Raw genomic sequence first — 14,293 nt, forward strand, 5'->3', positions numbered from 1 at the left:
TTAAAATGCCCTTGAGGTGAAAAATATGCTACAACTTTATTTCATTCGTCATGGACAAACTGAATGGAATCTCTTAAATAAAATGCAAGGCACTATGAATTCCAACTTAACAGATCAAGGAAGAAAGCAAGCAATTGCACTTGGAAAAAAATTAAGGTCGATTAATTTTAACAAGATATATTCAAGTTCTACTCCTCGAGCTATTGAAACTTCGAAACATATCTTTCCAAGCAAAAATATCAATTATTCGTCATTGCTTTGTGAAATTGCAATGGGAGAATGGGAAGGAAAGACGTATAGCCAAATTGAGAAAAATAATCCTAAGGAATGGAACAACTTTTTCAACGCTCCATTTCGTTACAAACCTTCAAAGGGTGGTGAGTCTTTCAATCAGCTCGAGAATCGACTTAAGAAGTTTATTGATACAGAGGAATTATTTAGTCAGAAAGGGGTGATTGCCATTGTTTCTCACAGAATAACTCTTAGAATGCTTTTAAGCCTATTGTTAAAAGAAAGAGAACTATTTAGTGAGATTGACATTAAACCCACATCTGTGAGTGTTGTGGAAATTGACAACACTAAGTGTCACATCAAATATTTGAATGATACTTCACATTATTGAAACTTTTCAGGAAATGACTTTTTATTAATTAAATAAGCATAGCTCTTGAGGAAGCTCTCTCCCTTTAAGCTAACCATTCGCTAAGACTGCTTTTGGACCTTATAATAGACTTAAATCACATATAGATGAAAGGATGATTGACATGACAACAAAGACCCTCGCTTTTATTGGACTTGGCATTATGGGAAGTCTAATGGCTAAAAATATACAGAAGGCTGGCTATACACTCACTGTCCATAACCGTACAAAAGAAAAAGCAAAAGCCTTAATCGCTGATGGCGCTCAATGGGCAGCCACACCCAAGGAGGCTGTCGCACATGCTGATATTGTATTTACGATGTTAGCCAATCCAACGGTTGTAGAAGCCATTGCTTATGATAAAAATGGTATATTGCCTAACATGAAAAAAGGGGCACTTTGGGTAGACATGAGTACAGTCAATCCCTCTTTCAGCAAAAAAATGGCTGATGCCGCCCGTAATCACCAACTACGCTATCTTGATGCCCCAGTATCGGGATCTAAGGTTCCAGCCGAAAAGGGCGAGCTCATCTTTTTAGTAGGTGGTACTCAAGAGGATTGTGCCGAAGCACAGCCTTATTTCGATATCATGGGAAAGGCTACCCATTTCATGGGAGAAAATGGTCAAGGGTCAGCGATGAAAATTCTGATCAACCTTATGCTGGCTCAATCTATGGCTGTATTTTCTGAGACCGTACATCTTGGTGAAGCGATGGGACTTGGAAAGGAGAATGTTGTTGAACTGCTCCTCAATCACCCTGTAGCCGCGCCAATATTACAAGGTAAAAAGAATAACATTCTAAATGAGACCTTTGAGCCTGAATTTCCTCTTGCACATATGCAGAAAGACTTGCACCTTGTTGCACAAACGGCATTTGAACACCATTATGCCATGCCGCTTGCCAATGCTGCTAAAGAGCTTTACGCTCAAGCAAAGCAGCATGGATTGGGAAATCAAGACATGTCTGCCATTTTCCAATGGCTTAAATAGTGATACTCAAATTTAGTCATGAGGGTACTCCCAAAAGTGAAGCTTTGGGAGTACCTTTTTTAAAAGAAAAGAAAGTATAAAATTCTGATTATGAGGGCGGTGCGGATTTTCGCTCCAGGCCGCTCGCTTTCCGCGGGGGAGTGGTAAGCCTAGTGGTAAGCCTCCTCGCGCCTTCGCACTGCTAAGGTCTTATCGATCTCCCACTTCCCACAGGACTCTAGTCTCCGCATCATGAGTCAGCGGCGCCCGAGGAACACACGATTTTAGAGTGTTCCGAATCTCGCGCCTTGCGCTCCCATCCACTTGATCAGGCAATGAAGCTTCTTTCATATTGGCGGATGCTCTATACCAAGCAAGGAACGGGCATGCTCTTTCGCCTGGTTTTTCTTACATATCAAAATTCATAAGTGAGGGCTGGATTATAGGTTTGCCCTTCTTAGAAGATAACCACTACAAAATTTGGGGTGTGAATGCTACGGATGCTCCCCTTTGGTAAAAACCATTTTCAATGCCGGGATAAGGAGGATCGGGCGCTCTTTGGCTATTTTTTAATAATTTGCAACATTTTTTGAAAAATCGTAGGTTTAAAGTGTTTATTAGTAAACTATTTATATATAATCATTTATAATTAAAATATAAAACCATTAAAAAAGAGGTGGCACATTGTTAGACACTCCGAAAATTAAACACCGTAAGATGACAAAAACTGAATTCATTCGACGCATTGTCTTTATCCTCGCGGGTGTATCGTTAGAAGCTGTTGCGCTTGAAATATTCCTCGTGCCTAACGGTATTATTGATGGCGGTATTACAGGGATCTCTATCATGCTCTCCCACCTGACAGGACTTTCATTGGGACTATTTTTATTTATTCTCAATCTCCCATTTTTCATTCTCGGTTATAAGCACATGGGTAAAACCTTTACCATTACCTCTCTAGGTGCCATTATCGTCCTCTCTATTTTGACAACACTTTTTGAACCTATTCAAGCCTTTACTGATGACCCGCTGCTCGCTGCAGTCTTTGGTGGCATTTTTCTCGGCATTGGTATTGGCCTCGTTATTCGTAACGGTGGGACCTCTGATGGAACGGAGATATTAGCTATACTCTTTAATAAATCCATCCCTTTTTCTGTAGGCGAAACCGTGATGTTCTTTAATATTTTTATTCTTGGCTGTGCAGGGTTTGTCTTTAGCTGGAATCATGCAATGTACTCACTTATTGCCTACTTCATTGCTTTTAAGATGATTGATGTAACAACCGAAGGGCTTGAATCCTCCAAATCGGTATGGATCATTAGTGATAAGCATAAGGATATTGGGGACACATTGAATGATCGGCTGGGCAGAGGAGTGACCTATCTCAATGGGGAAGGTGCCTATTCCGGCAACGACAAAAGCGTCATATTTACCGTCATCACCCGTCTTGAAGAAGCTAAGCTTAAAAATATTGTAAAAGAAATTGACCCCAGTGCTTTTCTTGCCATTGGGGATATCCATGACGTTAAAGGGGGCAACTTCAAAAAACGCCATATCCATTAAAAAAGATAAAGAATCATCATTAGGAACTCTAAAAAAATAAAGCTGGGAAAGCGTGCCCTATTCTTACTGACGTTGCCAAAACAGGGGGCATTTAAAAGGCTTCGAGTAGCAACACTCTAAGCGCCTTCGATTATAATGGCCATTTTCACTTTCCCATCCCTTGAAAGAGCTTCTTTACTTAGAAGCGAGTCAACACCGAAGATGGAGTGGGAGTCTTGACAGTTTCATTCCTATCAGGGGCTACCCCTCCCCCGCAGAAAACGGGTGCCTTCCATTGTAATCCGCATCCGAACCTTCTTTGTACACGATAGAATAAGATAAGGGAACTTTTTTAGTGGCTTCAGCAAGAGCGAGCGTTGATTTCCCGAACACTTTTCAAAGATCTCTATTGTACTTCAAAGGCCGTGCCGGTGGAACTCATTCCGGTAGCTGCACTCACCAAAATCATTTTGGCATTATCTATTTTGGCTTCTCTCTTTTTGAATACACCTTTTGATATCTTGCATGACCTTATCTTCATCGGGACCTGTCACTTTAAAAATTACCCACTTTTTAGAATGTAGCTTTAATTTTAAAACATCAGTGATTCCGGTAATACTCACTTCTTTATCCCCTATAATTACGGAGACGTTCGATTCAGAACGCTTGATATAACCTATAAGCTCCGTTGCGGGTTCTAAATGAACACCAAATGGAAGTGTAATTTCTAATTCACATCGTATCATGTCACAACTCACCCTATAGCCCAAATTTTTTCAGAATTTGAATAACAGTTTGATAGTCTGTCGCGTATTTTAATGTTTCTAGAGCCTCTTCTTCATCTAATAATTGTGCAATAATGGACAAAAGGTGTACCTGTTCCTCACCATGGCTCGCTATACCAATGGCGATGAACACATCATGCCCATCAAAGGACACGCCTTCTGGAAAAACAGCTACCACGATCCCTAATTTATTTACAGCTTGACGACTTTCAGTCATCCCATGGGGAACTGCAAGTCCTTTACCTATATATGTTGTAAAGTGCTTCTCTCTTTCAAGCATTTCATCAATATAAGAGGATTGAGCAAATCCTAAGTCTACCATCCTTTGGCCGACCTGACGAATGGCCTCTTCCTTATCCTTAGCCTTAGCATTTAAAAGCACCTGATGGGGATGTAGATCTACAGTGTCCTCAGTTTGTTGATCAAGAAGAAATTGTATGACCGTATGATACTCCCTTTCATCAACAAATGAATTAATTTTAATGACCGTTTTATCAGCATAATCACGTTTAAGCATGGCATAAAATTGTCGATGGGTAATAATAAGCTCCGCATTTGCAGGAATAGCATTAACAGAACAATGCGAGACAGTTATTTCTAACTGATGCTCTTTAAGATGCTTTCTTAACATCGCAGCTGCTAATGCGCTAGAGCCCATTCCAGCCTCACAAGCAAAAACAATAGTTTGGATTGGCCTGGTCGGCACAGCCTCCTCACTGATTGCTTCTTCACTCTCCGCATAGCTAAAAGGTACTGCACTCCCCAGACTTTTCAGCATTTTATCATTCTCAATATGAACGGTCCGCCTTTTAGAAAGTTGCAAAAGACATAATGCCAATAAAAATGATACTAGCGCTGATAGAAAAATCCCTATCACATTATTTAATAATGATCCATGAGGTGAAAGGATGATCATAAAAAGAATGCTAGCTGGAGAGCTTACCGAGACTAGCCCACAATTTAATAATTCAAAGATATAATTTCCTGCCATTCCCCCGCCTATGGCTGCAAATATTAATAGCGGGTTCTTTAGAACATATGGGAAATAGACCTCATGAATCCCCCCGAAAAAATGAATGATCGCTGATAGATATGTATTTTTTCTCATCGTCTTAGGAGAGTGAATAAGGTAAGCAAGTAAAATGCCTAACCCGGGCCCAGGATTGTCCTCTACAAGAAAGAAAACGGAACGTCCCGTTTCTTTCGCTTCCTGAATACCGATAGGAACAAGAAAGCCATGATTGATCACATTGTTAAAGAACAATACCTTAAGGGGCTCAACAATCAGTGCCGTCATTGGAAGCCAGCCTTCAGCGACAATTGTCTCCATGATTACTAAAATATGATGAATGATACTGGCTAAAAATCCACCTAAAAACTTGTAGGATATCATCATGAAGGTTAAGCCAAAGATAGCGACAAGCAAATTGCCAAAGAATAATTCAAATCCGGGGGGAATCCACTTTTCTAATCTCTTTTCAGCAAAAGCAAAAATAAGACCAACAAGTGGTCCAAGCAGCATTGCCCCAATAATCATTGGGGCCTGGCTCGATAGTGCTAAAGCAAAGACTGTCATCGCAGCTGCAATGCCACCACGAGAATTTCCAAATAAGCGCCCACCCGTGTAGGCAAGAAGAACAGGAACGAGATACAGGATCATATCATTATAGATGGATAGTAGATCCTTGTTCGGATAAAGCCCATAGTCTCCAAAAAGGACTCGGATCAATCCCAGTGTGATGAGAACACCCACATTTTGATAAATAATAGAACTATAAAGACGGCCTATTTTTCTCATTTGCCAACTCTCCGTTTACCCGCTTGATTCGATCAGACATGTACTTTATAAGTATGCTCATGATCCCGTCTAACACCTCGGCTTCCTGACTTGATCTTATGGTGTTTAACAGCGCCTCATCTATCAGATTCGCGCTAATTTGACTGATCATATTAATATATTCTTCCGATGAGGACATCGGGGTCGATAATAACAGAATATGTTTGACATTTTTCTTCCCCGCGCTACTCTCACTCTCCCATTGCACCGCATTCTCCAAGCGAAAGACGAGTACAAGTAATTCCCTTACCCCCGTTGATCTACAATGTAATACGGCGAGATCTTGATAGACAAAGGGGTCCTTTTTTTCACGTTCTTTTAAATCGATAATGAGCTTCCCTTTATCGGAGAGCACCTGATCAAGTGTGGCGTCATTCAGTGCATCTTGAAGCGAAAATGAATGGCTGAAGGTATACATGCGAAAATTTCTTTTTATCTGCAGCAATGCTTCACCATAGTGAGCCACTGAGTAAATTTTATCCTCATCATTCACAGTAGGAGGTGTAAGGGTCAGCCGATCCCTTTGAATGGGGGCGATATTTTCCATCTTTTCCCTTAATAAGCGAATATCTCTTGCCTCTAATAGAGGAGAGACCTTTACGATCTTATCACTATCAACAAAAGATAAGGAGACGGTTGAAATGATTAAATCAATCGCCTTATTTTCTTTTAACCAATTTTTAAGGGTGATCATCGAAGCGATTTTAACAATATCGATCCCCTTCAATTCCTGAGTGATTCGAGAAGCTAGAAAATGCCCGGTCCCAATACCACTTGAGCAAACAACAATCGCCTTCACATGCTGCTTTTCTAAAGTGTTTTTCCGAATAGCCGCCGCAGCAATATACAGGGCTAAGAAACTCAACTCATCCTCTGGCAAGGTCACTCCAATTTCTTGCTCCAGAATGCCTTTGGACTCTTTACATGCTAAATAATAGTCTTGATGCTGCTCCTTAATTTTGTCGTGAAGAGGGTTATAAACTGTCATTCCTTTATTTAGTCTTTGAATAGAAGTATTCAAATGAGATTCGATGCCTTTTATTAAGCGATCATCATCATGTAGGGAGAGATTTAGGAGTGATTCAATGTACCGAACAAAGGTAAAAATGGTCTCCTTAGATACACTTTGATATTCTTTATTTTGCTCGTTAGGTGATTGATGCGAATGCATGAGAAAAGTCGAGATAAAACGTTCTTCGTATGGTGCAATGTTCTTCTTAAAAATAAATGTCAAGAACCGCTCGACCTTTTCAAGAAGAGGAACATGTTCTATCTCATCCCTTTCCATTAGCTTAGACATTTGATTTAATTCATGCCCTCTCCCTATTCGATTCATGGTAATCATCAATTGAACCAACAGGTACACATAATCTTGATCCCCGTATAGGCTCTCACTTTTCTGGATAATCGGTCGAAGCATTTTATCTAAAGTGATCATCTTGTCAAACTGAAACTCCGAATAAAGCAGTGAATGGAAGTAAGATTTATTTTTCGTTTGGCTTGGGAACTCCAAGAGGTTCAACCATTCTTCTACACTCAACTGTTGTTTAAACGCTTCGAACAACACCAAGCGCTTATTGACTTCCTCCCCAATGACTTCGATGCCAAATCCAGGCTTTCTAATCAGTTCAATCTGATAATCACTCAATTTAGGATGGATCTCATCTAAATCATGACTAATAGTGCTCTCGGACACACCAAACGTATGACTGAGACTATACAATTTTAATGGGCTATCCGCAGCTATCAGAGTGACAACGAGAGCAAATTGCCGCTCTTCTGGGCTAAAAAATACCTTTTTGTAATTGAAATAAATATCATTGCGTATTTTTTTTCGATCCTCTAAAGAGCCTTCAAGGTATAACCCCTTATGCCTGTCACGCTTAAGCTTGAGGTGGTAGGTTGCCAGCAGGCCCTTTACATCCTTTAAATCTCTGTGTATTGTGCGCTGACTCACCTTTAACCTTTCTGCGAGTTCATCTATTTGAACACATTCCCTGTCAGCATCCAAAAAGGCAACTAATATCCGTTCTTGTCGAGGTAACAAATGAAATTCCTTTGACATATTAACACCCCAAGAATCCGCACGAATCCTTATAATTTGATTTGTACCTTAAGACCATTAGGATCCTTTGTTTTTCCACTTAAATAATCGATCACTTCTTCTAGTTCAAGTGTTTTTGACACCAAGGGTTGGACATTAATGCGCCGCTCTTTTAACCAATGAAAAGCAGGAATAAAAGTATGGTTAATCGCCATTGACCCTAAAAGTGTCCAGTCCTTATTGTAAAGTTTAAAGGGGTCAATGCGTACTTCAACATGCTGCGGTGTCACACCAAATTGTAGATACTTTCCCGCCGGCCCAATATAATGCATCGCCTGTTCAATAACTGCTGGAATGCCTGTTGCATCCACCACAACATCAAAGCCCTTCTCATACTCTGAAGTCGACAATTTCTCCTCAATTTGTTCACTCAAAACACCTAGAGTGGCTCCCATTTCTAAAGCAAGATCCAATTTTTGTTGCGAGAGATCGACGACGACCAATTCAGATGCTCCGGCCTGCTTCAAGGATTGAACAAGCTGCTGCCCCATAGCGCCTGCTCCAAATAACAGTACACGATCACCTACATGTAATTGCAGACGATTCATCGCATGTACCACACAAGCCATTGGTTCAATAAAAGCACCTTGTTCAAATGACATCGTATCAGGAAGATGAACGACATTTCCAGCAGGCACACTGACATACTCGGCCATTGTGCCATCAACGGTATTCCCAAGCGCCCCCCAATTTGCACAATGGTTGCCGCGGTTTGTCAAGCAATATTCACATTCTCCACAAAACAAGGAGGGATCTGCACTGACACGATCGCCTACTTTAAAATCTGTGACATTCTCACCTACTGCATCAATAATTCCAGAAAACTCATGTCCTGGGATGATCGGATATGGCGATAAGAACTCTCCTCTATAAATGTGTACATCTGTTCCACAAATTCCTACCTGTTTGACTTTAATTGTCACTTCATTAGCACCTGGTTGTGGATAAGGTACCTCCTTCACTGCTGCCTGAAATGGTTTTTCAATGACCAAAGCTTTCATTTTCTTCACCTCTCCATTGATTTTTAATGTCATTTAACCTGAGTTAGCCTTTGACAGCCCCCATTGTTAATCCACGTACCAACTGCTTCTGACTAAACCAGCCAAGAATCAATACTGGAACAATAGCAAATACAGAAGCAGCGGACATTTTTGCCCAAAACAACCCTTCTTGTGTCATAAATGCTGTCATATAGACGGGCATTGTCTTTGCACTGGTATAAGTGAGTGATAGCGCAAAGAAAAATTCATTCCAAGCAAAGACCATACTGAGTAAAATCGTTGAGATTAACCCAGACTTTACTAGCGGCAATGTTATCTTAAAAAAAGTATTCAATCCTGTGGCTCCATCCACCTGAGAGGCCTCAATTAACTCGTAGGGTATATCTTTAAAAAATGAGCGCATCATCCAAAGGACCAACGGCATGTTCATCGCTGCATAAACCAAAATAAGCACAGATAAGGTGTCTAAGAGATTAAGACTTTTAAACAATAAATAGAGTGGAATAATCACACCAGCCACCGGCATGAACTTTGTTGAAATAAACCAAAAGAGAATATCGTTACTTCTTTTTATCCTGTATAAGGCCAAGGCATAGGCAGCCGGAACACCAAGGAGCAACGCAATAAAGGTCGACGCAATAGCGACTATGGCTGAATTCAACATATAATAGGCAACACCATTATTCCAAATCTCGTGAAAGTGCTCAAATGTTGGCGAAAAGATAAAGGAGGGCGGAATTATTGCTGCATCCTTTTCTTGTTTTAAACTCGTAATGAACAGCCATAGGATTGGAAAGAAATAAATAAAAGCCATCACGTAGGTTATCAATGTGACCAATGATTTCATTAATTTTTTCACATCAGTTCCTCCTTAAATCGCCTGCGCATAAAAGAGAAGAGAAAGGTCATCACAATGATTGTTAAAATAACAGTGATCACACCTATTGTAGAGGCCCCGCCTATCTCCCAATTCTGAAACCCTTCTCGATAGGTATAGAACGATAGATTTGTAGAGGCATAGCCCGGTCCTCCAGAAGTCGTGACGAAAATTTCCCCGAATACTTGCAGAATAAAGATTAAACCGAGCATAATCACCACTTCAAAGTACCGCAACAGATGTGGCAAAACAATATAGAGTAATTGTTGTCCTTTATTGGCTCCATCTATTTCAGCTGCTTCTAGGAGCTCCTGAGGTAATGATTGAAGCCCTGCCAGTAAGACCAGCATAAAAAAGGGAGTCCATAACCACGTGACAATTAAAATAATAATTAAAAGGGGATGCTGGGATAGCCAATCAATAGGCGTACTGTTTGTCAGCTCACCAAAATAAGCTGAAAACCCATAGTTAGGATTGGTCACCATCGTTTTCCATACAATACCGGCCACAGCAGGCATGACGAAAAAAGGTGAAACGAACATAGTGCGTACAATCCCTTTAGCAAAAAATTGACGATTCATTAATAATGCGAAAATAACACCTAAAATAAGACAAAGAATGAGAGAACCGAACGTTAAAATCAATGTATTTTTTAATACCGTATAAAATTGTGGTTGTTTGAAATAGTAAAGATAGTTTGTCAGTCCTGTAAAATCAATGCCCAAATCGGGACGCATCACATTCCATTTCTGCAAACTATAATAAATGGTCATGATAAAAGGAATCTGTGTGACTAAAGCGACAAAAATCAACCCTGGATATAACAACCGTTTCACAGGCGGCTTTTTCGGTTTCAGTTTCCTTGGTTTTTCTAAAGTGATTTTCTCGACTTTAGGTGGCGAGATGAGATTTTCAGCCATAAAGCCCCTCCTTTTTGAAGAAGGAGAACCACTAAGGAGAAGTCGAAGTCCTTAAAAAATCATAGTATTGTTTTCCACTCCAGATACTCGCTTGCAACTCTCCCATTTTCCATAGGAGCCATGTATCTTTGGGAGCAGGAAATGTTTTACAACAACTTCACTCAGCGTTCCCTTCTTTATAGGTCGATCACATTATTTCTTATATCCACCTTTTTCTGCTGCTTGCTCCGCCAATTTCTGTGAAGCGGCAAGCGCACTCTTAACCGATTTATCTCCAGAAATTGCACTGGCTATCTGCTGGCTGACCTCCGTTCCAAGACCTGAAAATTCGGGAATTTCTACATACTGAACACCCTTATACGGAACAGGATCAATGGTTGGGTGATCATAATCGGCATGTTCGAGCGAATCACGAACAATATCAGCAAACGGTGCAGCCTTTTTGTAATCGGGATTCTCGTACGTTGACTTTCTCGTACCCGGAGGGGCGACAACCCAACCCTTTTTATCTCCAACCAACTTGACATAGTCTTTACTGGTGGCCCAAGTGAGAAATTTAAAGGCAGCTGCTTTGTGTTTGCTGCTTTTTTCAATTCCCAATGACCAGGCATACAGCCACCCGGTATTCTTCTTATCCGCAGTCGGAGCATAAGCATAGCCGACTTTCCCCACAATATTTGAGTTGTCTTTATCATTAAGGTTGCCGGCGCCTGCGGTTGCGTCATACCACATGCCCGCTTTACCTTGAGACATTAACGTCAATGCCTCTGTATAACCTGTCGAGGTGGCGCCTGATTCACCTGCTTTGTGTAGCAGATCAACATAAAATTGAACGGCTTTTTCTGTTTGGGGATTGGTTAACTGAGCCTTCCAGTTTTCATCGTACCACTTCCCTCCAAAAGCATTGATCACCGTATCTAGTGGGGCCATCATTTCTCCCCAACCAGGGAGACCACGAAGTACAATTCCTGTTTTTCCTGTTTTTTCTTTAATTTTAACCGCGGCATCGGCAACCTGCTGCCACGTCGGATGCAAAGGCATGCTTACACCAGCAGCTTTCATAATATCTTTATTGTAATAAAGCATACTGCTCTCACCATAAAAAGGTAAGGCGTATAAGTGGTCATTGTAGGACAAAGCATTTTTTATTGGTGCAAAAATATCGTCTAAATCATAGTTTGATTTTTCCTCATCTGACATTTTGTCAAAATAATCATCAAGTGAAATGAGCCACTTGTTCTTAGCCCAAATCGGTGCATCATAGGTACCAATCGTTGCAATATCAAATTTCCCAGCACCCAAAGCGACATCTTCAGTCACTTTTTTCCGCAATTCATTTTCTGGGAGGACAACATATTTCACCTTTATTCCCGTTTTGTCAGTGAACTCACTTGTCAAATCCTGCATGCTTTTCATATCAGGATTATTGACCGTAGCAATAGTTAACGTCACATCTGAATGATCCTTATTTCCCTGATTTGCTCCCTCACTGCTACTCTCCTCTGGTGGAGCACAGGCGGTGAGGATCAAACCAAATAGAAATAGGAATGCAAGAACACTCTTTGAAACCCCTTTCATTATTATACCTCCTTGTTTTCTTTTTAAATGCTTACGTAAAGTATAACAAGGAAAAAATAGTGCTTTTTACTAAGTTATATAAATTTTGTCTACGTAAAAAATGACAAATCTGAAGGAACATGATGTGGTCTATTTTTTTATCCTTGCAACAAAAAAGAGGTGAGACAAAACGACTCACCCTAATACCGAACGATAAGATTATAAAAGTGGCAGGGAAACTGGAAGCGCAGTCGAAATACGGTGATGTCTACGGGAACGGAGCGAGGGTGACTTCACGAATTGACGACGCGTTGCTCCGAGGAAAGCAATTCTAGCAGATGCAGGAACAAGGGCTTCTTACATTCTCAAGGTACTTCGGCTAAGTGCGTCACATCTTCAAGGGGCCTTGGACTAAAAGCATCACATCCATGTGACAACGTCGAAACGCGCACCTCAGGCCCCCAAAAAGTAATGAATACTTTTAGAGGACCCCGATGGTACGTCGAATGCCGAAACTAGCGCATCCTGTGCGCCTCTAGGCCGTGCCCGTGGAAAGCGAAGTGCTTTGACGGAGCGCTTCATCACTCGCTTAACAACCCGAACGCATGCCTTCAAAATTGTGAATGCATTCGGATTCTCTATGAGCTGAAGACTTCTGTCCCAGCCTCATCATCCCACGTAACATATACTCTTAAAAGGGATCCATCTCTTATTTTATTCTAACGCCGCCCTCTTCTTCTAGCACTTCCTGAAGGTCTTGTTCGCTGCTGGCGACGCCCTTGACCTCGGCTCTGCCCTTGCTGTCTGGTACTACTTGAACGCTCCCGACGGCGCTCACTTTGAGTGTTAGTTCCTCTTGTAGCACTCGCTTGACGCGCATGCCTTTTTGGGTGTGCTGATGGCTCTTGTTCCCTTTCCACACTCTTCTTTGGACGGTCTACCGCTGTTTCTAATGCTTTTCTTTTAATTGTCCCCTTGATCCCTTTCTCAATTTGCTTGAGATAAAATGAGTCCCTTGGCGTGGCAAACGTCATAGCTATGCCTGTTCCTCCTGCTCTTCCCGTCCGGCCAATCCGATGAATGTAACTCTCTGTATCATGAGGAATATCGTAATTAAAAACATGTGTAACCCCTTCGACATCTAAGCCACGCGCAGCGACATCCGTTGCCACAAGGAGTTGAATTTTGGCCTGACGAAAGCGTGCCATTACCTGTTCACGCTTGGACTGAGAAAGATCGCCGTGAAGCTCATCAGATTCATAACCTAATGATTTAAGAGCCTCATTTAACTTGCTTGCCCTGCGCTTGGTGCGACAAAATATAATCGCGAGAAATGGACGATAAAGATCAATGAACTGACATAGTGTCTCCTGTTTCGCACGATCCGTCGTTTCTACAACATATTGCTTGACCTCATCAAGAGTGACATTTGTTCCCCTGACATGGATGTGCTCAGGCTTTTTCATGTACTGCCTTGCCAATGCCTGTACTTGCCCAGGCATCGTAGCTGAAAATAATAAAGTCTGCCTTCCAGCAGGCGTACGACTGATAATTGCCTCCACTTCTTCCAAAAAACCGATGTGGAGCATTTGATCGGCTTCATCTAATACTAAATAAGAGAGATTAGATAGTTTTAAAGTCCCACGGTTCAGATGATCCGTCAAGCGACCGGGCGTTCCAATAACGATGTGAACCTTTCCTTGCAATTTCTTTATTTGTCGTTCAACATCCTGACCCCCATAAGCTGCTAGAACATGGATCTCTTCATGCTCAGCCGTCAGCCGCTTCACTTCTGCCGTAATCTGCAGCGCTAGTTCCCTCGTTGGAGCGATGATCAAGGCTTGTGGGTGGGTTTGCTCGGGAACGAGTTTTTCAATAATTGGTAAGATAAAAGCAAGTGTCTTTCCCGTCCCTGTTTGTGCTTGGGCGATGACGTCCTTGTCGTTCAATATCATAGGTATCGCTTTTTCTTGTATTGGCGTTGGCTGACCAATGCCATTCATCTTTAATGTTTGAACGGTTTTTTGACTTAAACCCAGCTGTAAAAAGTTTTGCAAATG

General features: G+C 41.4%; 11 protein-coding genes. 3 read left to right on the forward strand and 8 right to left on the reverse strand.

Annotated elements, in window-relative coordinates:
• Positions 1 to 25: 25 nt before the first annotated feature.
• The 3 genes from IEW82_RS02490 (at position 26) to IEW82_RS02500 (ending at position 3,173) form a co-directional block, all read left to right on the forward strand.
• A complete protein-coding gene (locus tag IEW82_RS02490) occupies positions 26 to 622 on the forward strand; it encodes a histidine phosphatase family protein (protein ID WP_188688545.1) in 597 nt (198 codons plus the stop codon).
• A gap of 133 nt (positions 623 to 755) precedes the next feature.
• On the forward strand, positions 756 to 1,631 hold the full coding sequence (locus IEW82_RS02495) for an NAD(P)-dependent oxidoreductase (RefSeq protein WP_188688548.1): 876 nt from the start codon (positions 756 to 758) through the stop codon (positions 1,629 to 1,631).
• A gap of 696 nt (positions 1,632 to 2,327) precedes the next feature.
• Positions 2,328 to 3,173 carry a YitT family protein gene (locus IEW82_RS02500; RefSeq protein WP_188688947.1) on the forward strand — a complete coding sequence of 282 codons (846 nt, stop codon included), beginning with the start codon at positions 2,328 to 2,330 and terminating at the stop codon, positions 3,171 to 3,173.
• A gap of 455 nt (positions 3,174 to 3,628) precedes the next feature.
• On the opposite strand, the gene IEW82_RS02505 is transcribed toward IEW82_RS02500, so the two are convergent.
• From IEW82_RS02505 to IEW82_RS02540, 8 genes are all read right to left on the reverse strand, one after another.
• Positions 3,629 to 3,898 carry an HPr family phosphocarrier protein gene (locus IEW82_RS02505; protein ID WP_188688551.1) on the reverse strand — a complete coding sequence of 90 codons (270 nt, stop codon included), beginning with the start codon at positions 3,896 to 3,898 and terminating at the stop codon, positions 3,629 to 3,631.
• 13 nt (positions 3,899 to 3,911) lie between these two features.
• Positions 3,912 to 5,735, reverse strand: coding sequence for a PTS sugar transporter subunit IIA (locus IEW82_RS02510; protein ID WP_188688553.1), 1,824 nt, complete (start codon positions 5,733 to 5,735; stop codon positions 3,912 to 3,914).
• Positions 5,710 to 7,839 carry a BglG family transcription antiterminator gene (locus IEW82_RS02515; protein WP_188688556.1) on the reverse strand — a complete coding sequence of 710 codons (2,130 nt, stop codon included), beginning with the start codon at positions 7,837 to 7,839 and terminating at the stop codon, positions 5,710 to 5,712. The genes IEW82_RS02510 and IEW82_RS02515 overlap by 26 nt, the downstream gene beginning before the upstream one ends.
• A gap of 29 nt (positions 7,840 to 7,868) precedes the next feature.
• Complete coding sequence (locus IEW82_RS02520; RefSeq protein ID WP_188688559.1) at positions 7,869 to 8,879, reverse strand: zinc-dependent alcohol dehydrogenase family protein; 1,011 nt, start codon at positions 8,877 to 8,879, stop codon at positions 7,869 to 7,871.
• 43 nt (positions 8,880 to 8,922) lie between these two features.
• Positions 8,923 to 9,738: a carbohydrate ABC transporter permease gene (locus IEW82_RS02525; RefSeq protein ID WP_188688562.1), complete on the reverse strand. Its 816-nt coding sequence runs from the start codon at positions 9,736 to 9,738 to the stop codon at positions 8,923 to 8,925.
• Positions 9,735 to 10,676 carry a carbohydrate ABC transporter permease gene (locus IEW82_RS02530; RefSeq protein ID WP_188688565.1) on the reverse strand — a complete coding sequence of 314 codons (942 nt, stop codon included), beginning with the start codon at positions 10,674 to 10,676 and terminating at the stop codon, positions 9,735 to 9,737. Before IEW82_RS02530 ends, IEW82_RS02525 begins: the two co-directional genes overlap by 4 nt.
• Before the next feature lie 192 nt (positions 10,677 to 10,868).
• Positions 10,869 to 12,254, reverse strand: coding sequence for an ABC transporter substrate-binding protein (locus tag IEW82_RS02535; protein WP_188688568.1), 1,386 nt, complete (start codon positions 12,252 to 12,254; stop codon positions 10,869 to 10,871).
• Positions 12,255 to 12,952: 698 nt separating this feature from the next.
• Entirely contained in the window at positions 12,953 to 14,290 is a 1,338-nt protein-coding gene (locus IEW82_RS02540) for a DEAD/DEAH box helicase (RefSeq protein ID WP_229672205.1), read from the reverse strand.
• Between the last annotated feature and the right edge of the window lie 3 nt (positions 14,291 to 14,293).

This window comes from Pullulanibacillus camelliae, assembly GCF_014642655.1.
GTDB classification, from domain to species: Bacteria; Bacillota; Bacilli; order Bacillales; family Sporolactobacillaceae; genus Pullulanibacillus; species Pullulanibacillus camelliae.